Origin of the sequence: Thalassococcus sp. S3, from assembly GCF_004216475.1 — a bacterium.
Classification (GTDB): domain Bacteria; phylum Pseudomonadota; class Alphaproteobacteria; order Rhodobacterales; family Rhodobacteraceae.
On sequence record NZ_CP022303.1, the window covers coordinates 1,954,581 to 1,977,342 of the forward strand.

Genomic DNA, 22,762 nt, shown 5'->3' on the forward strand with positions numbered 1-22,762 from the left:
TCACCTCAAGGTCTGGATGAAGGCAAAGCTCACACCCTCGGTGAGGCCCCGGCGGGGCGTGCCGGGCTCGACCGAGCCGGGGACGAGGATGGCCTTGCAATAGGGTTTGATCAGCCGCACGGCACTGCCCAGGGCCGCGCCGTCGCGCAGGCGCGGCACCACCTCGAAGGGCGCGGTCTGGCCTGCGCCATTGGCCACGACCTCGCGATCGACAATGCGGTGCAAGGCGGTGCGGATGGGCTCGCTGCCATAGTCGAACGAGAGCCGATCGCCACGCTTCAGGACATAGCCGGCCGGCAGGCCCTCGAGGGCGATCTCCCGACCTGTCGCCGGCAGCGCGCTGATCTCAGGCTGGGCGCCGCCCAGGATGCTCCCGGTGCGGTCCATCTGCGGGAAGGGTGAGCGCACATTGTGGATGTAGAAGCTGCGCCCCGCGCCCCGGAACACGTCGATCAGGGCCATCACGCCATTGGCCTCGTCCACATCCATACGGCCGAGCGCGATCTGGCCCCGCCAGAGCCGGGCGCCGACATCGGCCGTGAGGATCTCGCCGCCGGCGGTCTGGCTCATCTCGGCGGTCTCCGGAGCGTCGAAGGTGATGGACTGGATCGGCAGCTCCTCGATGAACTCGGCCGTCGAAGCCGGGAAGGTCATGACCATCTCAGCGCCTCCAGGGTTTGTCGGTGATTTCGTTCACGCGGACGGGAAGGATCCGCCGGTCGTAATCCTCGATCGCGCGCTGCACGCCCTTGAAGGCGCGCTCCTCGACCGCCTGATCGCCGACACTGCCCCGCAGATCCACGGTCACATGCATGACCGGCGCCCCGCTTTCGGTATTGCGGGCACCGCTCGCCTGGGCGTTCACGTTCACCATGTTCAGGATCGGGGGCGGCGCGGCCTGGAGGGGCAGCGCGCCGATCGGCTCGAGGAAGGGGGTGGAGCCGACCCCGCCAGAGGATGGCGTCAGCGCGCCGCCCGTGGCGTCCCGCGCCACGGCGGCGCCCATAATCATGTCCTCGATCGAGGCGCCGGCATTCATGGCCTCGAGGACGTCGCGGTTGCGGCGGGTGGCCTCGGCCGTGACCACGAATTCCCCGTTCGACAACCAGCTCAGCACATCGTCCGAGGTGCCGGTCCCGGGGCCTTTCACGTCTCCGCCTTCGGAGAACGCCGGCGCGCCGCCCAAAAGACCGCCCAGAAGCGAGCCGATCAGACCGCCGCCTCCGCCGCTCCCGCCGCCGCCCAGGGGCCCGTCACCGAAGAGCTGGGCCTGGATGACCGCGTCGAGGATGGAGGCCGCGACGTTCTTCAGCACGTCGTCGAGATCCTCGGCGCCGGAGATGAGATCGGAGAGCGCGGTGGAGCCGACCTGCTTGATCAGATCCCAGCGGGCGCGCTGCGCATCGAGCGCCTGGCTTTCGGAGATCCGCTCGGCGATCAGATCGGTGATCTGGGCGCGTTCGGCCTCGGTGGCCGCAGTCAGCGTCTCGCGGTTGCGGATGAGCTCTTTCTGCACCGGATCGGTTTCCCGCAGAACGGCCAGCTCGTCCTTGTAGCGCGCGATGAGATCCGTGACCGCCTCGCGCTCCCGCTCCGCCTCGCGCGCGGCCTGACTGGCCCCGCCGCCGCCACCTCCGCCGCCACCGCCACGGGAGACGCGAGGCGGTTTGTAGTTCTTCAGAAACTCCTGGGCATCGGCGGTCTGCCAGTCGATGGCGCGCCCGCCCATCTGGCGCGGATCCCCGCCGCGCCCGCCACCTTGCTCGCCCGGCACGCCTTGCGGCCCGAAGGACGCGATCCGCGTGGCCGTGGCCAGCGACACGTTCAGCCAGTCGGCGAGCCTCTGCGCCTCGGCCGCGGCCGCAGAGATGCCTGCGGCCATGTTGACGTTGGCCAGATCCTGCCCGCGCTCGAACGCGGCGCGCAGCTCGTCCTTCAGATCCTCGGAGACCTCCAGCGTGTCCAGCATCTCCTCGAACGCCCGCCGCTCGGCCCCGGCCCGGAGATCGGCGACCTCGGCGCTCTGCTCGCCGGAGCGCGCGATGGCTTGTTGGATGGCGTTTTGCTCGTTCAGCGTGGTGAGCACCTCCTGGGCCTTCGCCCGCTCGGCTTCCGCCTCGATCCGGCGCTGGTTGGCCGCTTCATTCGCCGCAGCCGTCTCCGCAAGCTGGGCCTGCTCCTGCTGACGCTGAACCTCCAAGGTTTGGCGAAGGGCGTCTTCGACGTCTACCAGGCTCTGCCGGTAAGTAGACTGCAGCGAGTTGAGTTGTCCCTGCGCGTCTCGGGCCTCATCAATTCTCTCTCCCAACGCCGCAATAAGATCAAGCTGTCGCGAAAGGTCCTGTTCGTTGGCAAGAGCCTGCGCGTCGCCGATGAAGCTGTCGATACGGCCATCTTGCTGGCTGCGACCAGTCCGTGCCGAGCGTCGGCTGCTTTCCACCCCGAGAAGATCCCGAACACCGCTGCGGTCAGAGGTAAACCAGCCGCTGGTCGCGCTTTGAAGCTCCTCTGCCAGAGCGGTGCCAAGAGCGCGGGCATCCGCCTTCAAAGCTTCCAGATTTAGCCGCGTTCGATCTTCCTGGAACGCGACCACATCGTCTGTTAGCGCGCCATACAGCTCCCGCAGATCGCCGCTATCCATGTTCTGCAGCTCGCGGACCCGGTCGAGGCGGCTGGTGATGCCATCGAGCGCGTCGCTGAAATCCTCCGCATCGTCCTTCGCCGACGTCAGCCATTGCGTGATCGCCGCGCCCGCCGCGATCGAGCCGATGGTGATCAGCGAGACCGGATTGATCAGCGACACGAAGGCACTGCCAAGGGCCCGCACGGCGCCGGCCGCGCCCATCGGGCCGATCACCTGGGTGATCTGGGTGCCTTGCTGGAGGGCGAGCTGCAGCGGGTTCTGGCCCGCCGCCATCATCACGCCGATATCGTTGAACTGCGCGGCGAGGTTGGCGACGCTGCCGGCCGAGCTCTCCGTCGCCCCACCGAACCCCCGCAGGCGCTGGACGTAGCCCGACAATGCCGAACCGGCGGCGCGCAGCCGCGTCCGCGTGCCATCGAGCGCCCGCTGGAACACGTTCTGGGCCCGCGTCGCCGCCTGCGTCCGCGGCGGCAGGGTCGCGACCGTGTCACGGGTCTGACGCACCTCATTGCGGAACGCGCGGACCTCGGCCACGGCCTGATCGCCGCTGGCCTTCAGGAGGAGGGACAGAACCAGGCTCATGTCAGATCTCCGTTCAGCGCCTCACGGGCGCCGAGCTCGATCATGCCGATCTCCGAAAAGAGCTCCGGGGTCACCTCGATGCCGGCCATTTCCAGCCCGGCGCGCGCCGATTGGTAATCGAGCCCCATCGCCATCGCGCTGCCGAAGCCCACCAGATACCGCCATTGCGTCTGGACGATCACGTAGGCGCGCAGGGCCGGCGCGTGCCAGGGCCAGACGCCGTCCGGCTCTTCCTCGGCCGGGCGCATGTCTTCCGCAGAGAGGTCGAAGCCGAACCGGCGCGCCTGGTCGAGCAGCGGATCCTCCGCGTCAGGCCCCTTGAGGAGCCGGCCTTCTGCCCAGGCCCGGCCGGCCATCCTCAGTTTCCCAGGCGGGCATCCGCCATCGATTTGCTGTAGGCACTCAGAAGCGCCAGGACGGCGAATGTCCAGGACATGAGTTTTTCCAAAAGCCCCGGCGAGTAGGGTACCGGCTGGCCCTCATCATCCACGATATCCTCGATCGACAGGATCACGTCGCGCAGCATCTGCTTCTGCCCCTCGAGGGTCCGCGTGTTGTACTGCGCCAGTTCCGCATCCTGGCGGGCGAGGAACGTCACCTTGATCGACTGGTTCTCATGCCCGTCATCGACGGGAACCGGGATCTGCACCTCGCGCGTGAAGGTGGGCTTCTGGTTGATGTTGAACATGCTCTCTTACCTCTTTGTCACATCGGCCGCATGGAACCGCCAGGTGCGCATATCCCCGTCCTGCCACCATTCGATCAGGTAGAAGGGAGAAGACATTCCGCGGCTCCAGATCACCTCCTCGATGATGCCCTCCACGTCGTCACCGACGCGGACGGCCTCGCCTGGCTTCAGGCTCCAGCGGAACGGATCGCCCTCGCTCACGTCAGCAACAGCGACCATTCGTCGGTGCCGTTCCCGCGCGGACGCAGGGTGAGCGGCCATTCGACCTGGTTCTGGTTCTCGGCCAGTTCCGGCACCCGCAGGATCTGGCAATTGTCGGCGCGCAGGCGCACGATGTTGCCCGCCTCCCGGCCGTGACGCAGGATCAGCGGCACGCCCTCGGCCGAGGCGGCTTTCTCGAACGGGTTGAACGTGCCGAGCGGCACGGCATCCACCGTCGCCTCGATCAACGGGCGCCGTCCGGTGATCCGGACCTCTTCGAGGTTCACGAGCAGCCGCGCCTCGACCGTGTTGGCGAGCGTGAACTTCGTCATGCGCATCGGCAGATCCACATCATCGATGGTGAAGGCCGGGGTGTTAATGAGGCCGACGGCCAGCGGGCGCTGGAAGAGACCGAGGCTCGACGGCTCGACCACAGCTTCCTCTTCGGGCTCGGCATAGAGCGCCGTCATGTCGAATTCCAGAAACGGCCGCTTCTGCGATGTGAAATCGAACATCACGGTGCCGCGCATGCCCAAGAGCTTCTGCAGGGTCGTGCCCTTCCAGTAATAGAGTGCCGCGCTCTCATGCCCGCTGCCGACAGGCGTGTAATCGACCGACGTGGTGGCGGTGATCGTCTCGGCCACTCCGCAGGCGCGCATGAAGGCAGACCAGGCCGGCGGGGTGCCGGGCGTGCCGGAGCCTGCCATCTCCACCTTGAACTTGACCTTGGCATGCAGCCCGTTCGGGATCGTGCCGGATGCGGCCATATCCGGCAGGTCGAGATCGCGCTCCTCGTCCTCGCCCTCCATCGGGTTGACCGAGAAATCGTACACGACCATGCCGTCGCCGCCGACCGGGCTCGGGTCGGTGCCATAGGTGGTTTCGATCTTGGCGAGGACCACGTGCTCTTTTGCGTAGATCTGCATTTACGCCTCCTTCGACTTGGCGTTTGAGGCCCGTTTGACGGGGGGTTTTTCGGTGGGTTTTTCAGGCTTTGGATCCGCCGCTTTCTGCGGGAGTTTGGGGGCGCTGCCTTTGCCGGCCGGCGTCAGCTCGCCATCGGGCTCGCGTACATAGGATCCGCCCCGGCGGGGGCGTGGCTCTTGCTTCGTCATGCGGTTTTCCTCAGTTCGTCGTTGATGCGGAAATCGATCTGGTAGATCAGCACGCCCTCGGCGAAGCTGATGATATTGGCGCGCTGGAGCACGAAGACGCCCGGCTCGCCATCGGGCGCCCAGGCGATGAGCGACTGGATGATCTCGCGGATCAGCACGTCCACCTCCGCGAGCGCCCGGTCGCCGGTGCGCGATCCGCCACGCACGAAGAGCACGACGCCCACGAGATCGACCACGTCCTGGCGAAACGCGTTGACCTGGACGCTGGCGGCACCGCCCTGCAGCCCCAGGGGGACCACGAAAGCGGCCGGCGTCTGCTGGGGGGCGGCGCGATTGCGGATGACGTCGCTGAGGCCGGAGGCGGTCTCCACCCGGTGCCGCAGGGCCGGAACCTCCGCCTCGAGGCGCGCTTTGACAGGGGCCACCTGCATCAGATGAAGCCCTTGAGGCTGTCGGCCGTCATGGGCCGCTCGCGATCGGTGAGCTTCGCGCCGGTATCGCCCGTCGGTTCTGGCGTAACGCCTGCAATCGGAAGAGCGATTACGCCGTCCTTAATGTCCTCGAGCTTTTTTAGCGCCCTATCGTGATCTTTGTCGGCCTTCTCATCTGGCGTCGATCCGTGAAGATTGTAATAGGCGATGACTTCGGTAAGGCCCTTTATGATGGGCGGCACACTAGCCATCGGAAGCGCGTAACGCTTGGCGAGGTAGCCATCAATTAGGGCAGCTGCGTCGACAATCGCGGCGGCGACGGGGGCCGGGTCGATCTGATCGGTGGCCACCTCGCCGCGATCGGTCAGCCGCACCAGCTCGCGCGTGCCATATCGGGTCTCAAGATCGGCCTGGGTCGTGTAGGTCATGGCATCCTCCGGCGGTCAGAAACCGCGCGCTGCCCTGGGGGAGGAGCCGCCAGAACAGCGCGCGGCGGGGAACCGGCGGGCTGCCACCGCCGGGTTCAGTCGTCTTGGTCCACGTGGCAGCGCACCACATCGAGCTTGAGATCACCGTCCAGAGCGGTGACCTCCTGATCGGTCAGATCCGCCAGCCGCAGCACGCGCGCCTCACGGGTGAAATACAGCCCCGCGCGCCAGCGGCCCTGCTTCGGGCCGGTGACCTTCAGGCCATCCGGCTCATCGCCCGCCCCTGGCGCCGGCGCCGGCGTGGTGAGCTCGGTGAGACCCGGACCGGCCTCCTGAGCCGCTTGGTTGGCTTCGGCCGCCTCGGCGATCAGCGCGGCCAGCTTCTTGTTCGAGATGTTGGCGGGATATTGGAGGCCCAGGGTTTCGGCCTGGACCTCCAATGTCAGACGGGCTGCGGATTTGCGGGCCATCTCAGCGCGCCTTACGCGGCGAGCCAGGGCGTGACCATCAGCTCGGCCGTGCCCTTCCAGATGTTGGTCTCACCGGCCGCGTTGCGCTCCGCGTTCAGGATCTCCATGGCCTCGCCTTCAAGCGTCGGCGGCACCACGAGAAGATCCGGCATCAGACCCAGCGGGCGACCGTAATCGCCCTTCATGCCCATGATCGCCGCGCGTGCCGCCTTGTAATTGTCGGCGTTCAGCGTCTGGCGCGAGCCCCAGGACATTTGCCAGAAGCCGTAGCCGACATTGTAGCGAGCATCGATCCCGTAGCGGAATTCCTTCAGGTCGAAGACGTTGTCGTCGGTGACGCGATCCTTGGCCACGAACTCCGCCGCCTTGCGGGTCTGGAAGATGATCGGCTTGAGCGCCCGCTTCGTCGAGAGCAGGAACCAGGGCGTGCCGGCGCCACCATCGGTGTTGGCAACGGTGATGGTGGCGCCGTTCTCATCGAGCACCGGATGATCCGTATCGAAGAAATTCTGCCCGTCATAGCATTCGTTGGTGAAGCCATTTTGCAGGGCATCAAATACCATCTGGTTCGGGTGCGAGCGCGCACTTTCACCCATCTCGACAAAGAGGGGATCGTAGACACCCAGATTGTCATCATCGATATCGTCGCGATCGACGCCGATGGTCAGCTCGAAGGACTTGTTCTTGATGGCATAGTCATGCTCGGCGATGCCGTGGATGGTCCGCGCGCCGATCCATTCCGACATGTTGGGGATCTTACCCAGCCAGCCATACTTGTTCTCCTTGGTGGAGGAGGGCACGGTGGTCGCGATCCGCGCCATCTCGTTTTCCGCTTGGCCGAGGCCCCGGCGGAAAGATCCGTTGAAACCGACCCGGATGGCGTTCAGCGTTGCTGCGTTGATGATCATGAGAAGCTCTCCTTATGCGCTGGCGGCGAGGGCAAGCGCTTCGTCAAAGCGCACCCAGACCCCCAGGCTATCGACCATGTCGACGAAGCCCGCCGGCGAGCGCGATCCGGCATCGTCGGTCAGCGCCACCGTCTGGTCATCGACGATGTAGACAAGATCGCCGACATGGGCGGTTGTGATTTCATCCCCGCCGGCCGAATTGGCATAGCGGAACGTGCCGGGCTTGTACTTCACGGTCACGTCGCCATTGGCGCCGCCGGTATTGTTGACGCGCTCCTCGGAGCGGCCGACGCCCACCATGCCGGGCTGTGACGCACCTTCGGTCAGAAAGCCGTTGGCGTTGCGCATCACCAGCGCGCCGACATAGACCACCGCGTCGGATTTCGCGGGGCCGACACGCATCGGGCCAAGGGCCTCCGGCGTGTTGCGATCCTCTGTGAGAGCCGTCATTGTCCCTCATCCTCCTTCAGGATTTTTGCGTAGTCTTCCGGGCTCTGGCCCAGCATGGCCGCGACCTGCAGCTGCTCGGCATTCAGCGCCACCGTCTTGCCGTCCTTGGGCGCTCCGGTTGTGATCAGCGCACCGCCGAGCACCGGCATCGCGCCGATCAGATCCTCGGTGCGCTCCGGGTTCTCCATGTGGAGCGCGATATACTTGTCGCGCACCGTCTGGTTCAGCCCCGCGCGACCTTCCTTCATCGCATCATCGATGAAGCTTTCCGCCGCCTTGCGCTTGCCGCCTTCGGTCAGCGTTTTGAGCGTCGCGCCCATATCCTTGATCGAACTCTGCAGCGCCTTGATCGTGTCGGCATCGCCATCCGCGGTTGCTGCCATCGACTGCGCCGCCGTCACCAGGGCCGCGGTATCGCCGCCGGCCTCGACGCCCAGCACCGTGCCGATCTCATCGAGCTGGGATTGCGTGGCGACATTGCCGCCGATCTTGCCCACGGCCGAGAGGATCGCCTCTTCGGTCGCATCGTCCTTCAGGCCAAGCGTCTTGGCCAGCTTCTGCGTGAAGCTCATCTCCGGTTCCTCTGCATGAAGCGCGACCAGGCCGCGCAGGTTGGGGGTGTTCACGAGGCTCGCCCGCAAGAGGCGATGCAGCGTCTTTTCTTCGTCATGCGTGATGACGGGGGAAATCGCCCGGTAAGCCCTGTCCTGGACAAGCTCGCGGCCGCGCTTGGTCCATTCGACCTTGCCCCAGATCCCGTCGGCGCGCGATTGCAGCGCCACGATCCAGCCCACGGCTGGCGCAGGCGCCCCGGTTTTGGCCCCCTTGTCGGTGGCGTGGTTCTCGTCGATGGGAAGCTTTTCGCCTTCGGGGAGCGAGCGGGTGATCAGAGCGGCCTGATCGGCGAGCATGTAGGGGCCGCGCCGGTCATTCGTGTCGATCCGACCACCTGCGCCGGACGGGAGCAGATGCACCCAGTCCGGCGCGCCCGTGGCGGCGGTGACCGACAGATCGAGGGCAGACATCGCTGCGATGATGTTGGGCACAGTGTTCATGAGGCCCGTGATACCGCGCCAAAAGGGGCATTTCCGCCCCCAACACCTTGTGCAGCTTTCTAGTGGTAATCCGGCGGGACACGCCGCCTGCGGCCGGCCCCCGGCCCGTTATGCTTGATCCGCGCGGGCTCCGGCAGATCGAGCACAGCCCTTTTTACCGCATCGAGGGCGGCGGGCAAGCGCTCCGCCTTTCCGCTGGCGCAAGGATAGGTGAAGGTGTTCCAGTGCCAGCAGTCGGTCGGCCCACTTTGATAAAAGCACACCCGCGCAAGCGGTTCGCCACCTCGGTACCGGATGACGTAATCGCCCGGAGCGGTCTGCCCGCCGATGATGCAAGGGCTGTAGGTGAAATCCGACATGGGCGACAGGATGCCGTCATGCCTCGTCCACGTCCAGCCATTCCGCGACGGTCTCGAGGATATTGGCCTCGTCGCGCTCGGAGAGCCCGACCATCGGGCGGGCCGGGATATCGCCCCAGGGGATCGGACTGGTCTTCCCCGTCGCACCCGCTTTCTTTGTTTGACCGAATGCGCCTTTCTTGGCCCCGAACTGCATCACGGCCGCCTGGATGGCGTTGCTGCCGACCTCGACGTAATCGGGCCCGTATTGATGAAAGAAGCTCTGGCGCAGCGGCACGCCCGACGCGTTGGGCCCGAAGAGGGGCCGGCGGTCCACACGCTGGCCCCGCGCCTCATAGGCGGCGATGGTGGTGGCGGATTTCGGCGCCCAAGGATTGCCGTCCGGATCCACGCCTTGCTGGAAGCGCTCCTCGATGCCGGTGAGCTGCTGCTCACCGATCTCGTTCATCGCAAGCGACATGTCCCCCAGATGCGCCTCGAGCCGCGCCAGGGCATCGGTGACACTGTCTTCATTGATCTGAACCGAATACATCCCTATCTTCCTTCTGCGGCGCTATGAAAACACCGTCTCATACACGGCACGTTTTGGGCGTAGAGTGTCAGGGCGCCGCTTTTTCCTTACCGCACCGGCAACACCGTGATGGCAGCGTCTGCCCGTCATCCGAATAGACGTCCGAAAATGACCAGAACGCGAAATCCGGTCGATCAAGCCCCGGCCGGTTTCGCACCCTCTGGCACATAACGAACCTCAGCCACGCCCACCGCCCATACCAAAGCCGGACCGGTCGCCAAGCGAACCACCGAAACGGCGGGCCCACATGCACGCCGAACTCGTATTCCGGGTGAAAGCAAAGTCGCATCATCCTACCTCCGCTCGATCCACATGGTCACAAGGCTCAGCATCCGGCGTTTCGCACGGCGTTCGAAGACCATTTGAAACCGCTCCGACCCGACTGTTTTCGTCACCAGGACCCGCCCGTCATCGAGCGTGACCGCATCGCGCGTGTTCAGCATCGGGCCGATCCGGGCGTAATCCTCGGCCGTCACCGCCCGCTGACCGCGCGCCGTCTCGCGGGCCGCATCCCCATGCGAATTCAGCACATGCCGCACCGTGTCGTCCGACACGCTGAAATCGTATCCCGCCACATCGCCCAGACCGATCTCGGCCATGAGCCGCACCCAATCACTGTCGAGACGCCCCAAAGTCCAATAGGGCTGCGCCTTGGCCGACCCGGCGATATCCGTCCCGCGGCGCACGCCCAGCACGCGCTCGGCCCAGCGGCGGATCTCGGTCGCGAGCGTCGGGTGATCCCGGTATCCGCGGGAAAAGCCGTCCACCACGCCCTCCGGCAGATCCTCCATGAACGCCTTTTGCAGCTGATAGGGCCATTGGACCGTGCGCTGCGCCATCATCTGGACGGCCTGATCGGCGGTATCGCCGGGGCGGTAATCCCAGCCCTTGCCGATCCCGGGCGGCGTGCCGGTCTTCGGATCGATGCGGTTCCAATTGTCCGGGAGCGCCTTATCCGGATCGCCGCCCACCCGGCGCGCGCCCCGCTCGGTCCGCGCGCCGCGCACATAGCAGCCGCAGCCCCATTCGTTGGGCGGGTAATGCGTGGCCCAGAACGGGTGATCGGCCGGCAGGACGAGGCCATCCCAGCTCAGATGCAGAAGGCGCGGGTTCTCGGCGCCCGAATGGCGATAGACCCAGAAGCGGAATTGCCCGTCCCGGAGCTGGGCCAGTCGGCCAGCGGCCATCGAGGTACGCATATTGGTCTGATAGATGACGCGCATGCGCCAGTTCTCACCGCGTTCGGTGCCTTCGCCCGTCCAGCCGTGCCAGCCATGCTTTTCGACGATGGACCGGAAATCCTTTTTGAACGCCTCGAACCCGGTCCCTTCGGAGATCGCCCGATCCACCGCGGCACCGAGATCGGCCAGAAGATCCTGTTTCGTCGCCCCGGCCACCACGAAGGCCCGATCATGGGCGTTGCGATCGAGATCATCCCAGGCCGAGGTCGGGACGAGATTGCCGAGACGCGTGCGAAAGGCCGCGACCTGCTCCGGAAAGGGCCGTCTCAGCGTGGCGCGGACCGCCTCACTCACCGGCCTCGTCCTCGGTCAGCGTGCGCCCTGCAGCCTCGGCCGCGATCATCGCCTGGGCCATCTCTTCGGCGAGCCCCGCGATGCTCAGATCCGGCAGACCGGTGCTCAGCATCTCGCGAAACTCCTCCATCGATCCGGCGGCATCGAGCATCGCCTCGATGCGCCCCAGCATGTCGCCCACCTGACCCTGGGCCCGTTCGGCCAGCTGAGCGGTCAAAAGGGCGATTTCGCTCGGAGGCTCTGAGCGGCCCGCTGACGGGCTCTGGCTCATTTCGGCCACCCTGACACCTGAATTCCGCCAGTGGGTATTCAAACGGTATTCAATTTTGCTCCCAGAACCTATTTCGTCCCGCGCTTGGGGCTCCACCTGTTCCTGCGGCGGCTCCTGAGGCGTTTCGGGGGGATTTGGGGGCTTATCGCCCGCATGCGGCTGACCGAGATACCGCTCGCCCTCATCGGGCTCCGAGAGACCGTATTTCGAGCGGATCTCCTGCTCGCTCACCCGCATGTTCAGCTTCACCAGGACCGGCAAGGCGCTCGTGAGCTGCGCGAGATCCTCGGGCTCCGGTTCCTTGATGATGAGACGCGGGTAATTCTCGCGCGGCCCGTATTCCAGATCGACCCAAGGCCGGATCAGATCGCGGTTGAGGACCGCCTGCAGCGCCTGGGCATCTGCATCCTCGATATCCTTCTGGACCTGACGGTGTTCTTTCGAGACCGCATGCCCGCCGGAGATCGCATCCGTGGTGGTGGTCTGGCCCAGCACGGCCTTCGAGACCTGCTGATCGAGCCAGTCGGCGCGTTCCTTGTAATTGGAATGCGCCGTTCCGAGGTTTGCCGCCTCGATGAAGTCGATCGCCATGCTTTCGGGGATGATCGCCGCGCAATCGCCCGCGATGTTGGCCACGGCCTTGAAGAGGGTCTCCTTGTCTTCCTTGCTGGCCCCAGGCCCCCATTTGCCGACGCGCAGCGGCTGGGCGAAGGTCTGGGTAAAGATCGCCCAATCCCGCTCGGTGAACTTCTTGAAGAGATAGGCCCAGAAGACAGTGCGGGCGAGACCGCCGCGCAACGGCAGGCCGGATTTGGATTTCATGCTCGCATAGATGAATTTGAACGCCGGGAGCGCCGCCTCCTGCCCGTAATCGTCGAGCATCATCGGCGTCTTGAGATCGATCCGGTCAAAGCGGAACCAGCGCGGATCGCGATATTCGAGGCGCGCGGGCTGCCATTGGCCCATGGAGGTTTCCCAGATGATCTCGGTGAAGCTGTAGGATTTGCCCACGGCATCCAGGATATCGAAGAGCTCCATCTTCAGCTCGTCGCGCTCGAGCCACGTCTCCACGCGCTCGGCGATCTCCACATCGAGCGGATCGTCGGAGCCCGGCTTCACGGTGATCGGGATTTGGGTCACCGAGCGCCGGCGCGTGCCCAGCACGCCCACGTAATGCAGATCGCGCTCTTCGATGGTCTCGGCCAGCTCCAGATATTGCACCGGATCGCCGTGATCGGCCGCACGCAGGATCTGGCTGAGCCGCGGCGGGTCGAGCCCGTCGCCCGGATAGCCGGAGATCGGCGAGCGGATGCCGGTCAGTGTGGGCATCGCCACTTCGCTTTTGAGCTCAGCCCGCCGAACCGGTCGGCCGAGATGGTCGAGGAGTTGTGCTGTCCGGGCCATCCTGGCCTCCCTTTCAAGCGTCCCGATTTGTAAGGTTCGGGGTCAGTGCAGTTTCAGCGCGGCCTTGGCGGCCTCATGCGGCGACAGAACCTCCGGCCCGAAAACCGGCGTGATCCGCCAGCCTCCGCGGGCCTGGGTCAGGTGCCATCCGACCTGTCCCGGCTGCATCGCGTTCCAGTCCTGCGCCAGCACCTCCGGCATGCGCTCTGTCTTTGTCGTTCTCTTGGCCATCCTCTCCCCTTTCCCTCAGAGAAGAGGCGGCGCGTGATATCTTCGGCCGAAGCCCCATGGGTTATTCCGTCAGCCCCTTGACCGCCCACATCACCGCCTCTTCGATCTTCGTCCGGGAGATAGAGAGCGCGCGGCCCTGGGGTAAACGGTCACAAAGGTCGAGGAAGGCCTGTCCAATGTCCTTGATCTCATCCATTTGGCGCTTCTCGCTATCCGAAAGGACACGGTAGCTATGCCGAAGCGTGTTCTTCGTGCGGGCGTCGTCGGTGGCGGCGATGGTTTCCGCCTTGCCGGGCTTTGGTGTTTTGGTCATCGGTTTGTCGAATTCCTCTTGCATCGCCATCAGAATGCCGGCGGCGACCTGTCCGATCTCGGCGGGCGAGAATTTCCAGCCATTTGCCTCGAGCTTTCGGTGCGCCAGCTCCAGCGCCTTCGCTTTCAAGACCTCTTCCATGCCTGTGCCTCCCATCACGTGAACCCCCGCATCCCGCCGCCCAGAGGCGGGCGGTACCAGGGGCGGTCCGTATCGCCCTGCGCGCCGAACGGATCCGAGGATCTGGAATTGTGTCCGATGCCGCCCACCGGCTCATACGCATATTCCGACCAGGGCATCCGGCTGGCGTAATCGGCGAGTGCCAGCGCGATCGCATAGTCGCCGTGGCGCTTCATGCCTTTCTTGCCGATCTGATCCTGGCGCAGATCCGGCACACGCGGGATGCCCCGCACCACTTTCACCGCCCGCAGATCCGCAAGATGATCGGCATCGGCCGCAATCAGGATGTTGCCATCCTCGAATTCCGTTTTCAGGGGCGGCATGTTCACCCGGTACCAGTCCTGGGAGAACTTGATCGCCATGATCAGGCCGGGACCGTCCTCGACCTCCCGCAGCCCGAATTTCCGGCCCATATCCTCCGCCACGGTCCAGCCCATGCCGGTCGCGTCGAACGCGGCGTTCACAAGGGTCGTTTTGACCCGTTCGAGGATCCGGCCGATGATCATCTTCTGCTCGTCGCCCGGCACGTTGCGCATCTCCACGCAAAGCGCCTGGCGCTTACGCAGGTTCTGCTCGATGGCGAGCAGAGCGAAGACCGACAGATCCGCCACCCGCCCGAAATCGAACCCTCCCGCATAGCGCAGGGTGAGATCGAGGCCATCGAGGGCTTCGTCCAGCTCTTCGAGGAAATCCTCGAGCAGCGCCTCTTGCTGGCGGGTATTCATCTGGAGATAGGTATCTGGCAGCTCGAGCCGTAGGATCGGGGTCTCCTCGGTCATCCGTGACTGGATGAGCGGGCCGGAGAGCCACGAGCCGGAGCTTTGCGACGCGATGCAGAAGAGCTCCTCGTCGGCCCCGTCGCGGTAGAAGTTGATCAGGCTCTGGCGCCACGCGGCCTCGCCCTCGGCCGTCCACTCCTCGCCCTTCACCAGGCAAATGCGCTGGTAGAGGCCGTCAGTCAGGGCCTCGTCGAGATCGACGCGGAGATGCTCGTAATCGACCCGGCCCCCGAGAATGTCCTGGATCTGCTGGTTGAAGACGTTGTCGGCCCCGTCATGGGTGGAACACACGACCACCTGACCGCCCCAGATCAGGAAGGCCATCGCGGCCTTGATCAGCTCCTCGAGGCTATCGACGAAGGCCGCCTCGTCGATGATGACAAGCCCTTCCTTACCGCGCAGCGACCGTGGGGCCGAGCTGAGCGCGATGATCTCGAACCCGGAGGCAAAGCCGATGCGGAAGGCCTTGATCGACCGGTCCCCGTTCTCGTCCCGATCCGCGAAGATCGTCTCCTCGGTCTCGCTGGCGGCTTCGTTGAAAGCGCGGGCCCACATCGCGCAGGCGTCGATGAACTCGCGGGTCATCTCCTGGGAATAGGAGATATACATCGCATCCATGCCGCGGGCGGATTTCTTGCGGGCGGCCTTGAGGACGGCATAGGCCGCCAGCGCCCAGGTCATGCCGATCCGGCGGGATTTCTCGACAAAGAGCACCTGCGTCGAGACGGTATCGAGCAGCCCGACCGCCTTGGCCTGATAGGGCAGGAGCACCTGGGGCAATCCGACCTCCTCGACGATATCGTCGATGGCGTTGGTCGCCTCCTGGCGCATGCGCGCCCATTCTTTTTGCGTGATGGGGGCGGTCATGGCGCAAACCCCATCAAGCTCTCCTCGATCGCGGCCTGTTTGCAGCGCTCCCACATCCGATGTGCCAGGGCATGCCACCTCGGATCCCGCTTCGCGCGCCGGCGATATCGAAACATCCTCTGCCGTAACCTCTTCGGAACCGCAGACCAGTGCTTGCCGCAGATCCACTCACCAAACGCGCGACCAGTCGTGCGCTTGCAGCCAGGACAAAGACAGGTAAGGCGTGTCACCCGATGGCCTCCCGTTCCCAACGCTCGTGCGCCTCTTCGGCCTCACGCTCCAGCTGCGCCTTGACGTCCATGAGATCGCGGATCGCCTGCGCGCCCCGGCGCATGGCCATCGCGTCATTCTTGAAATGCGTGCGCTCCATCAGCTTTGCGCGGGCCTCGAGGTCGTTTGCGATTTCAGCAGGGGTGGCCATCAGCTACGCGCCTCCTTCTCCATATCCGCGCGGATCTCGATCACGAGACGGGAGATCGGCCCACGGGTCATCCCCAGGCGCGCCGCGACCTGGTCTTGCGTGAAGCCGAGATCAAGCAGCTTCAGCGCCCTCAGCATGCGTTCGTCGCGCTGCCGTGCTGTCATCCGCATGGTCATCGCGACGCCTCCGCCCAGGATTGCGCATGCCGGGTGCGCAGACTGTCATCGTCGCGGCGACCCAGAAGGTCCGGGCAGAAATCATCCTTCCCCAGCCGCCAGAGATGGCGGGCTACGGTATTGCGGACGATCTGGTCATCGGCCGGATAGACCTCGATGGCGCGGGCCTTCGATCCCCAGGCCAGCGTCTTGATCGCCTGCAGCTGATCCCAGGTGATGGTACCGTCATGCTCCACCCAGAGATGGCCGAGATCGAGATCGACGGTGACCGGCCATCCATAGGCCTCGAAATGCTCGAAACGCGGTTCGGTCATGACCCCTCCCAATAGCCGTCCTTCAGGACGCCGGTCCAATCGCCGTGGATCGTGATCTCCGGATGAAGGGTTGGCTCGGTAACAGAGCCGTTCCAGAACCAGGCCGGACGTAGTTGGGTCGGGCGGTGCTGCATCCCGACCACGAGATCGCTGGTGAGGTCGCGGCCGCTCGGGCAGAAGAACCGCAACCGGTAGAGATCCGGCTCCTCCATCGGTTCGATCACGAAGCTGCCGGGCACGGCCGCCTCGCGCCAGCGATCGACATCCTGGTGATAGAGCGCGCGCACGGGATCGCTCATGGCTGCACCCCCAGGATCTGCGCCTTGATCTGCTCGCTCTTCTCGGCCGAGAGGCCCGCATCGCCGACGGCCTTCGCGGCCACATCCGCCGCCTTTTCCTTGATCTCGCGTGCGAGACGCGTGCGCTCGTCTTCCAGCAGTTTCTCGCGGATCCCGGCCGAGCTCATGAGATCCTTCAGCATGCGGCCGAGGCTCATGAGATCCTTGGGCTCGAGATGCGCGTCCTTCTCCCGCACCGCCTTCATCATCTGCGCAGCCGACGTGGCGATCATATGCAAGAGCATGCGGTGCAGATCGCTTTCCGCCTCCACATCCATCTCGCCCAGCAGCGTCTCGGCCATCGAGAAGGCCTCGCGCTGATCCTTCAGGAGCTTCGAGAACTCGCCCACGGCCGATTTGCCGACGGTGAGCTGCAGCCCGTCCTCTTCCAGACGGAAGTTCAGCGCCTCGGTCACCTCAACGATATCCGCGAACCCGCGCGCCTGGAGCTCCTCGGCGAGCCATTGGCGCACCTCCAGCGGGATCAGGTCGAGCTTGCGGGGCGGGGGCATCAGAGGCCTCCGTCCGGATCCAGCACGCCGCGGACCATGCGCACACCCTGAACGACCTCCTTGCCGTCCGGCATCAGCACGGCAAGCTCCATGCTACCGAGCGTCTCCAGCCGTGCCAGATCGTTCTCCTGCAGCCACACGACGGCATTCTTCACCTGATCGATGTTCGAGGGAATGCCCTGGGCGGTGCAGCCGATCTTCAGGTATTCGAGCGAGAGCTGCCCGCCCGGCGCTTCCTTGAGGTGCTTCAGGATGGCGCCGCGGCGCTTTTCGGCTTCGACCTGCTCGACGGGCCAGTTTTTCATATCAGTCTCCTTTCTTCTCGCCGGCGCGCAGGGCGGCTTTGTAGAGGGTGTCCATACCCCGGTTCAGCGCATCCATGGATCCGCGCATCTGCGATAGCTCGCTCTGGATCGGCATCAGATCCTCCTGGCGGGCGACGGTCTCGATCGAGCGCTCGACATTGGCCATGCGGGAGCCCAGCTGATGCATATCGCGCCGGAACCCCTTGTGGTCGCCTTCGAGCGAGGTCATGCGGCTCAGCATCTCGCGCCGCGTCGGTTCCTCGCGCAGGATGACGTCGGTGGAGACCGCGCGGATCCGTCGGTGGATCCAGTAGATCAGCCCGCCCAGACCGCTGAACACGGTGATGATCAGGCCGATGAGCATGTTGATGCCCTGCAGATACTCCCACATCAGTAAAGCCACCATCCGATCGCGCACCACAAAGAGATGAAGAGGGTCATTTCGCCGGCGATGCGGGTCCAGAAGATCCACCTCGCGCGCCCGACCGTCTCGGCCAGCATCACGGGGACGTTCATCGCGTAGACGGTCACCGCAACCATCACCGACAGAAACGTCGGGACAGGATGCATCATCCAGAGATCCGCCCCCTGATGCGCCAGGAACCGCGCGGCGGCATAGTAGCCGCGCTCCAGAACCAGGGCCAGCGTGAAGATTGTGATCGCGGGAATGAGCTCCTGCCAGTCCATCTGGCTTCTGCGCTCGGCCGAGACCAGCATCCGGCCGTAGCGAAAGAGCATGAGCATCAGAAGTGTGATCAAGACCGAATGGCTGGCCAGCGTATATCCGTTCTCTCCGAGGCCCATCAGACCTTGCCCCTCGTCGCGGCAAAGACGCTCTTGACGGTGTGCCCACCCATATAGAGCGACATGAAGAGCGCGGTCAGACCGAGGAGCACCTCGGTCGGCATCGGGGGCAGGGCCCATTTGAGGATGGCGTTGGTCAGATGCAGCGCGACCACGTTCCAGAACCACAGGAAGGCGAGGAAGAACATCCAGAGCGGGCGCCATGTCCAGGCCCAGCCGGGTTTCTCCATCTCGAGCTTCATCAGCGCCATGCGGTGCTCGAGCTCGGATGTATGCAGCGCGATCATCTCCGGCGCCATGGTCTCCACATCCGCGATCGCCGCCTCCACCGTCTGCGGATGCGTGCGGGCGAATTCATCGAGCTCGGCCGGGATCACGCCGGACCGCTCGGCGATCTCTGTGACCACGCTGGAGACGAGCTCGGCATTCGCGCCGCCGAGCTTGTTGGCCAGCACCTTCTTGACCAGCGGCGCCCCGACGCTCGCGGCCAGGGAAATTAGGGTTGAGGACATGGCAGATCTCCGTCAGGTTTTTATCGGCCAGCGGCGCCCTGTCGGGACATGGACTACACTGACCTCAGTTACGTCTTTCTCTTGAGCCACCCGACGCGCGCGACACAGACCAGCAGCCAACGAGGATCTGCGGCGATAATCGGCAATCCGCTCACCTCGGTAGCAGAAGCTCACCCGGTAGGGTCGGCACCTCGCCATCACACGCTCCTCAACGCCGCTGCCAGCCGCGGCGTGCTCGCCTGCACCTGCGCCGCGATCGCGTCGCGGTATTGCCACGCCAGCCAGGCCAGCCAGAGCAGCCCGCCACCCGATCCGGCCAGGGCCAGATCAGAGGCCATATCGGCCGCAGGACCGGGAACGGTCGCGCCCAGGCCCGCACCACCGCCCGCCGCCGTCGCGGTCGCCGTCGCCGGAATGACCGGCTTGCGGCGCGCATCGATCATGCGTTGCAAGGTGGCCAGCGTAGCCGGGCCGATGATGCCGTCCACGGTCAGATCGTGATCGCGCTGGAAGTCGCGCACGGCCGTCTGACGCAGGCCGTATTCATCGCTGCCAGCGGCATAGCCGAGTTTCTTCAGACCCTCGCGGATCTCGGCCATTTCGCCATCCCCCAGCTTGACCACGATGCGGGCCAGAGGGTGATCCTTCGACGGCGGGCGCAGCGGCTCGACCCGCTTCTGGTGCCCGTGATAATTGCCGTTCAGGATCAGATCGGCCTCTTCGCGCCGCCGGCGCACCAGCCCCTTCAGCACGCGCCCGCCGCCCTTGTTCCAGAGCCCCAGCCGCCGACGCGTTTCCTTGTGATCTCCGCGCCGCCAGAACGCCACCCAGCTCGCGCGAAGCACCGCCCCCGTGTTGAAATCGAAGCTCACGCCGCCGTCGAATTCATTCTGGGCCGCGCCCGGCATCGCCTTGCGCACGCGCGGCTCGTAATTCCGCTCGAGGGCTTTCGACAGGAACTCGCTCGCCTCGTGGCGGGTCAGGATCATGCCGGGACGGGGGGTGATCACGCCGGAGGCCTTGGTCAGACCCGCGCCGATCGTCCAGATCCCGGCCGGGCAGCGGTAGGCCTTCAGCACGACGCCTTCATGCGCCTCCAGAAAGGCCAGCCCCGCTTCAGATATCTTGCGCATTGCTCTCTCCTGCTCGGGCGCGCGTCAGGCGCGCCGATCAGGGCCAGATTAAGCTGCCGGGGGCGTTCATTCCGCCCCCAACACCTTGCGCATCAGAAGAGGGTCATTTGCCGATCGTCGGGTCCGGGTGCGGGCTGGTCGCCGCCCTCCCGGTCGCGGGGAAAGTCGCGGCCCGCCGCCTTGAAGTAGTTCCGCAGCGCCGTTTCGGAGACGCGCAGATGCCGGCAGATCGCCGTGTGGGTCCAGCCCCGGCGCGCCAGCACGAGGGCCATCCAGTAATTGGCCAGCGGCACGCGCCGGGGCAGACGGTGGGCCTGCTCGATGAGCGCATTCGCATCCTCGGTGCCGATCAGCTTGGCCAGCTCCGAGCGGCCCTTCGTCCGGTAGTCGAAATTGAGATGTGTGCCGCCGAAGGCCATGAAGACGTCCATCGCCTTCTGCTCGCCGATCGTATCGACATAGACCTGCAGCTCGCTCGGAACGCGCACCGCCGGATAGGGGTGCCGCGCCGTCATTCGGGCCGCTCCCGGCGTTGCTTGCCCGTGCGGAGATCGGGGCTGTTGAGCGGCATCACCGTTGTGACCGCGTCGCCCTTCAGCTTGTAGGTGAACCCGTCGCTCACGACACCGCAGGCGGCGGGATGGTCCTCGGCCAACGCCACCGCGGCCGAGATCTTTGCGCGCACCGCATCCAGATCCATGCCTTCCACCCGCTCGAGATAGCGGATGACGGCATGATCGGTGATGCGGAAGCGCGAGGGTTTCAATGGAGCTTGTCCTTCGTCGCGGTGATCGTTGCCTGAGCCTGCCGGGTGGCCCAGGCGTGTCGCAGGATATGGCCGAGACGGCTGATCGCCCGCCAGCAGACCATGGGGCCATCCAGCCGATAGATGCGATAGACGGCGAGTTGCACCGAAAGCATGGCGTTGGAATAGGCCCAATCGGCCGACCCACTGTCATCGCCGAGATCGGCGAGCCCGCGCACCAGCATCTTCTCGGTTTCTAGGGAGTGATCCTTGCTCATCCTCTCCTCCCGAAGTCGTAATCGATCTCCGCGCGCTTGCCCCAGGCCTCGAGCGCGCTGATCACCGCCTGGATCTGTTTCGGGTCGCGTATCATATCCACATCCGCCGGCACGCTGGCCCAGCTCTCTCCGAACTGTTTGCGGATGAAGGCGTTCAGCCCGTCCCGGCCGGGGCGGTCCAGCACGCCCTTCTGGCCCAGCTTCGACCAGAGCACATGGATCACGCGTAAATCCCCGCGTGGCGCCAGCTTGTGTGTTCGACGTTCCTTTGAACGGCCGTTCGACGACGGTTTGAACCCCTGTCGCTTTAGCTCGTTCACGACCTTCTGCAGCTCAGCCGCGTTCATGTCGCTCATCGAGGCCTTGCCCACGACGCGCAACTGCAGATCATGCCGGGCGTCCGCATCGATGCCGAGATCCCGGCATCCGACATGGATCATCTGTTGCAGGTGACGGGTCATTCCCAAAGCGCCCCCTCATCTTCGGCGCGCTGCATCTCCTCCCGGATCGCGTCTTCGATGGCATCGAGGCCGGCATCGAGGTCGGCCATCACCGTGTCGATCGAGCCCGAGATGATGCCCTCATCCCAGAGCCCAGAGACCTCGTAGAGCAGGTCATGGGCGCGGTTGCGTAACGCCTTCAGCTTTCGGTGCGAACGCTGCTGGGCTTCTTTCGGCGTGCGCGGCCATTTGGGTATCGATCTGCCCATTACGTGTCCTCCTTCGCTTCAAAGAGATCGCCCAAAGCCCGCTCGCGACGGGCATTGGCCTCTCTGTTGATACGGTGGTGCTCAGCGTCGTAGGTCAGGTGGCAGCGCTGGCACATCGCCATCAGGTTCTCGTCGCGGCAATCTTCCGGCTCATGGTTCAGATGTGCGACCGTGAGCACCACCATCGAGCCGGTGACTGGATGTGGCTTGTGGTTCTCTGCGCGACAGTCCGGGTAGTGGCCGGGGCTGCCTTCACACATGTTGCCCGCGCGCGTCCGGATCCGGGTCGAGATCGCCGGCCAGTTTGCCGGGTAGCGCGCCTTGTTCTCGGGACGGATCGGCATCAGCGGTACCTCCGGAGGTGCGCAGAGAGCGCCCGACGGCTTTCCCGCTTCGCCTCTTCCTTGAGCCGCATCGGCGAGAAATAGAACCAGTATACGAACGCAGCCCAAAGCGGCAGCTGACCACCCGAATTCGGGTGCGGATACCGTCTGTAGGCATGCAGCCATCCACATTGCGCAGGAACCATGCGAAGCCACTCACCGCTGGTCATCCTCGGAAGCCGCCACAGGAAAACAAGCGGATAGAAGAAAAGGATGTTCCAGAGGAGCCGGAGAGGGTGCATCACGGCATGGACCATCACCCAGCCTCCCTCGGCGATGCCCACCCGACTTGCACACCGAGAAACACCTCATCCTTGGCCTTGTGCTGCTCGGTCCAGAAGGCGCTCATATCCTCGCGGTCCTCGAACCCGTCGGCGACGGCGAAGGCGTCGAGATCGCCGATGATGCGGTCAAAAACCTCGACGCGTTCGATCAGCCCGCGCCGACGCTCGATCCGGATCGGCTCGACGCTCAGGCACATCGGGTCCGGATCGATGATCTTCCGGCACGCCTTGGTGCGCATGCCCTGATAGAGCTGCAGCCGCTCACCGGGAAAGGCGTGCCGCTTGCGGTGTCCCCGGATCGTATGCAGCTTGAAGCCCGCCTCGATCATCGGCGCGAACCGCTTCTGAAAGCTATAGGCGACCATG

At 65.0% G+C, this 22,762-nt stretch carries 37 protein-coding genes; all 37 read right to left on the bottom strand.

What is annotated here, in order from left to right; genetic code table 11:
• Nucleotides 1-660, bottom strand: a complete 660-nt coding sequence (locus CFI11_RS09675; RefSeq protein WP_130405380.1) for a hypothetical protein — start codon at nucleotides 658-660, stop codon at nucleotides 1-3.
• Nucleotide 661: 1 nt separating this feature from the next.
• Nucleotides 662-3,226, bottom strand: a complete 2,565-nt coding sequence (locus CFI11_RS09680) for a phage tail length tape measure family protein (RefSeq protein ID WP_130405382.1) — start codon at nucleotides 3,224-3,226, stop codon at nucleotides 662-664.
• Nucleotides 3,223-3,582 (bottom strand): DUF1799 domain-containing protein, encoded by a 360-nt coding sequence (locus CFI11_RS09685; protein WP_130405384.1) that lies wholly within the window; start codon nucleotides 3,580-3,582, stop codon nucleotides 3,223-3,225. The genes CFI11_RS09680 and CFI11_RS09685 overlap by 4 nt, the downstream gene beginning before the upstream one ends.
• Before the next feature lie 2 nt (nucleotides 3,583-3,584).
• Complete coding sequence (locus CFI11_RS09690) at nucleotides 3,585-3,914, bottom strand: phage tail assembly chaperone (protein ID WP_130405386.1); 330 nt, start codon at nucleotides 3,912-3,914, stop codon at nucleotides 3,585-3,587.
• A 6-nt stretch (nucleotides 3,915-3,920) separates the two neighbouring features.
• Nucleotides 3,921-4,133, bottom strand: coding sequence for a hypothetical protein (locus CFI11_RS09695; RefSeq protein WP_130405388.1), 213 nt, complete (start codon nucleotides 4,131-4,133; stop codon nucleotides 3,921-3,923).
• Nucleotides 4,112-5,041 (bottom strand): hypothetical protein, encoded by a 930-nt coding sequence (locus CFI11_RS09700; RefSeq protein ID WP_130405390.1) that lies wholly within the window; start codon nucleotides 5,039-5,041, stop codon nucleotides 4,112-4,114. The genes CFI11_RS09695 and CFI11_RS09700 overlap by 22 nt, the downstream gene beginning before the upstream one ends.
• A complete protein-coding gene (locus CFI11_RS09705) occupies nucleotides 5,042-5,230 on the bottom strand; it encodes a hypothetical protein (protein ID WP_130405392.1) in 189 nt (62 codons plus the stop codon).
• Nucleotides 5,227-5,661, bottom strand: a complete 435-nt coding sequence (locus CFI11_RS09710) for a hypothetical protein (RefSeq protein WP_130405394.1) — start codon at nucleotides 5,659-5,661, stop codon at nucleotides 5,227-5,229. The genes CFI11_RS09705 and CFI11_RS09710 overlap by 4 nt, the downstream gene beginning before the upstream one ends.
• Nucleotides 5,661-6,089, bottom strand: coding sequence for a gp436 family protein (locus tag CFI11_RS09715; RefSeq protein ID WP_130405396.1), 429 nt, complete (start codon nucleotides 6,087-6,089; stop codon nucleotides 5,661-5,663). Before CFI11_RS09715 ends, CFI11_RS09710 begins: the two co-directional genes overlap by 1 nt.
• Nucleotides 6,090-6,184: 95 nt before the next feature.
• Nucleotides 6,185-6,559, bottom strand: coding sequence for a hypothetical protein (locus tag CFI11_RS09720; protein WP_130405398.1), 375 nt, complete (start codon nucleotides 6,557-6,559; stop codon nucleotides 6,185-6,187).
• 11 nt (nucleotides 6,560-6,570) lie between these two features.
• A complete protein-coding gene (locus tag CFI11_RS09725) occupies nucleotides 6,571-7,467 on the bottom strand; it encodes a Mu-like prophage major head subunit gpT family protein (RefSeq protein WP_130405400.1) in 897 nt (298 codons plus the stop codon).
• Nucleotides 7,468-7,479: 12 nt separating this feature from the next.
• Nucleotides 7,480-7,917, bottom strand: coding sequence for a hypothetical protein (locus CFI11_RS09730; protein ID WP_130405402.1), 438 nt, complete (start codon nucleotides 7,915-7,917; stop codon nucleotides 7,480-7,482).
• Nucleotides 7,914-8,972, bottom strand: coding sequence for a phage protease (locus tag CFI11_RS09735; protein ID WP_130405404.1), 1,059 nt, complete (start codon nucleotides 8,970-8,972; stop codon nucleotides 7,914-7,916). Before CFI11_RS09735 ends, CFI11_RS09730 begins: the two co-directional genes overlap by 4 nt.
• Before the next feature lie 59 nt (nucleotides 8,973-9,031).
• On the bottom strand, nucleotides 9,032-9,331 hold the full coding sequence (locus CFI11_RS09740; protein ID WP_130405406.1) for a hypothetical protein: 300 nt from the start codon (nucleotides 9,329-9,331) through the stop codon (nucleotides 9,032-9,034).
• 16 nt (nucleotides 9,332-9,347) lie between these two features.
• Nucleotides 9,348-9,863 carry a phage virion morphogenesis protein gene (locus tag CFI11_RS09745; protein WP_130405408.1) on the bottom strand — a complete coding sequence of 172 codons (516 nt, stop codon included), beginning with the start codon at nucleotides 9,861-9,863 and terminating at the stop codon, nucleotides 9,348-9,350.
• A 332-nt stretch (nucleotides 9,864-10,195) separates the two neighbouring features.
• Entirely contained in the window at nucleotides 10,196-11,437 is a 1,242-nt protein-coding gene (locus CFI11_RS09750) for a phage minor head protein (RefSeq protein ID WP_130405410.1), read from the bottom strand.
• The gene (locus tag CFI11_RS09755; protein WP_130405412.1) at nucleotides 11,430-13,112 is read right to left on the bottom strand and encodes a DUF935 domain-containing protein; all 1,683 of its coding nucleotides are present in this window, start codon (nucleotides 13,110-13,112) and stop codon (nucleotides 11,430-11,432) included. Before CFI11_RS09755 ends, CFI11_RS09750 begins: the two co-directional genes overlap by 8 nt.
• 42 nt (nucleotides 13,113-13,154) lie before the next feature.
• Nucleotides 13,155-13,343, bottom strand: coding sequence for a hypothetical protein (locus CFI11_RS09760; RefSeq protein ID WP_130405414.1), 189 nt, complete (start codon nucleotides 13,341-13,343; stop codon nucleotides 13,155-13,157).
• A 61-nt stretch (nucleotides 13,344-13,404) separates the two neighbouring features.
• Nucleotides 13,405-13,797 (bottom strand): hypothetical protein, encoded by a 393-nt coding sequence (locus CFI11_RS24480; protein ID WP_217358764.1) that lies wholly within the window; start codon nucleotides 13,795-13,797, stop codon nucleotides 13,405-13,407.
• A gap of 14 nt (nucleotides 13,798-13,811) precedes the next feature.
• Nucleotides 13,812-15,482, bottom strand: coding sequence for a terminase large subunit domain-containing protein (locus tag CFI11_RS09770; protein ID WP_130405416.1), 1,671 nt, complete (start codon nucleotides 15,480-15,482; stop codon nucleotides 13,812-13,814).
• 226 nt (nucleotides 15,483-15,708) lie between these two features.
• Nucleotides 15,709-15,903 (bottom strand): hypothetical protein, encoded by a 195-nt coding sequence (locus tag CFI11_RS09775; RefSeq protein WP_130405418.1) that lies wholly within the window; start codon nucleotides 15,901-15,903, stop codon nucleotides 15,709-15,711.
• Nucleotides 15,903-16,079 carry a hypothetical protein gene (locus CFI11_RS24290; RefSeq protein WP_165390232.1) on the bottom strand — a complete coding sequence of 59 codons (177 nt, stop codon included), beginning with the start codon at nucleotides 16,077-16,079 and terminating at the stop codon, nucleotides 15,903-15,905. Before CFI11_RS24290 ends, CFI11_RS09775 begins: the two co-directional genes overlap by 1 nt.
• Nucleotides 16,076-16,393 carry a hypothetical protein gene (locus CFI11_RS09780; RefSeq protein ID WP_130405420.1) on the bottom strand — a complete coding sequence of 106 codons (318 nt, stop codon included), beginning with the start codon at nucleotides 16,391-16,393 and terminating at the stop codon, nucleotides 16,076-16,078. Before CFI11_RS09780 ends, CFI11_RS24290 begins: the two co-directional genes overlap by 4 nt.
• Nucleotides 16,390-16,692, bottom strand: a complete 303-nt coding sequence (locus tag CFI11_RS09785; protein WP_130405422.1) for a DUF6527 family protein — start codon at nucleotides 16,690-16,692, stop codon at nucleotides 16,390-16,392. The genes CFI11_RS09780 and CFI11_RS09785 overlap by 4 nt, the downstream gene beginning before the upstream one ends.
• Nucleotides 16,689-17,243 (bottom strand): phage protein Gp27 family protein, encoded by a 555-nt coding sequence (locus tag CFI11_RS09790; protein ID WP_130405424.1) that lies wholly within the window; start codon nucleotides 17,241-17,243, stop codon nucleotides 16,689-16,691. Before CFI11_RS09790 ends, CFI11_RS09785 begins: the two co-directional genes overlap by 4 nt.
• A complete protein-coding gene (locus CFI11_RS09795) occupies nucleotides 17,243-17,548 on the bottom strand; it encodes a hypothetical protein (RefSeq protein ID WP_130405426.1) in 306 nt (101 codons plus the stop codon). Before CFI11_RS09795 ends, CFI11_RS09790 begins: the two co-directional genes overlap by 1 nt.
• Nucleotide 17,549: 1 nt before the next feature.
• On the bottom strand, nucleotides 17,550-17,939 hold the full coding sequence (locus CFI11_RS09800; protein WP_130405428.1) for a hypothetical protein: 390 nt from the start codon (nucleotides 17,937-17,939) through the stop codon (nucleotides 17,550-17,552).
• Complete coding sequence (locus CFI11_RS09805; protein WP_130405430.1) at nucleotides 17,939-18,352, bottom strand: hypothetical protein; 414 nt, start codon at nucleotides 18,350-18,352, stop codon at nucleotides 17,939-17,941. The genes CFI11_RS09800 and CFI11_RS09805 overlap by 1 nt, the downstream gene beginning before the upstream one ends.
• Nucleotides 18,352-18,864 (bottom strand): hypothetical protein, encoded by a 513-nt coding sequence (locus tag CFI11_RS09810; RefSeq protein ID WP_130405432.1) that lies wholly within the window; start codon nucleotides 18,862-18,864, stop codon nucleotides 18,352-18,354. The genes CFI11_RS09805 and CFI11_RS09810 overlap by 1 nt, the downstream gene beginning before the upstream one ends.
• Before the next feature lie 197 nt (nucleotides 18,865-19,061).
• Nucleotides 19,062-19,997 carry a glycoside hydrolase family protein gene (locus CFI11_RS09815; RefSeq protein ID WP_130405434.1) on the bottom strand — a complete coding sequence of 312 codons (936 nt, stop codon included), beginning with the start codon at nucleotides 19,995-19,997 and terminating at the stop codon, nucleotides 19,062-19,064.
• Nucleotides 19,998-20,089: 92 nt separating this feature from the next.
• Entirely contained in the window at nucleotides 20,090-20,512 is a 423-nt protein-coding gene (locus CFI11_RS09820) for a hypothetical protein (RefSeq protein ID WP_130405436.1), read from the bottom strand.
• Nucleotides 20,509-20,763, bottom strand: a complete 255-nt coding sequence (locus CFI11_RS09825) for a hypothetical protein (protein WP_130405438.1) — start codon at nucleotides 20,761-20,763, stop codon at nucleotides 20,509-20,511. Before CFI11_RS09825 ends, CFI11_RS09820 begins: the two co-directional genes overlap by 4 nt.
• On the bottom strand, nucleotides 20,760-21,020 hold the full coding sequence (locus CFI11_RS09830; protein ID WP_130405440.1) for a hypothetical protein: 261 nt from the start codon (nucleotides 21,018-21,020) through the stop codon (nucleotides 20,760-20,762). The genes CFI11_RS09825 and CFI11_RS09830 overlap by 4 nt, the downstream gene beginning before the upstream one ends.
• Complete coding sequence (locus CFI11_RS09835) at nucleotides 21,017-21,481, bottom strand: gp16 family protein (protein WP_130405442.1); 465 nt, start codon at nucleotides 21,479-21,481, stop codon at nucleotides 21,017-21,019. The genes CFI11_RS09830 and CFI11_RS09835 overlap by 4 nt, the downstream gene beginning before the upstream one ends.
• On the bottom strand, nucleotides 21,478-21,729 hold the full coding sequence (locus CFI11_RS09840) for a hypothetical protein (protein WP_130405444.1): 252 nt from the start codon (nucleotides 21,727-21,729) through the stop codon (nucleotides 21,478-21,480). The genes CFI11_RS09835 and CFI11_RS09840 overlap by 4 nt, the downstream gene beginning before the upstream one ends.
• Nucleotides 21,729-22,073 (bottom strand): hypothetical protein, encoded by a 345-nt coding sequence (locus tag CFI11_RS09845; protein ID WP_174843493.1) that lies wholly within the window; start codon nucleotides 22,071-22,073, stop codon nucleotides 21,729-21,731. Before CFI11_RS09845 ends, CFI11_RS09840 begins: the two co-directional genes overlap by 1 nt.
• Nucleotides 22,074-22,368: 295 nt before the next feature.
• Nucleotides 22,369-22,761 carry an ASCH domain-containing protein gene (locus CFI11_RS09850; RefSeq protein ID WP_130405446.1) on the bottom strand — a complete coding sequence of 131 codons (393 nt, stop codon included), beginning with the start codon at nucleotides 22,759-22,761 and terminating at the stop codon, nucleotides 22,369-22,371.
• Nucleotide 22,762: the final 1 nt, after the last annotated feature.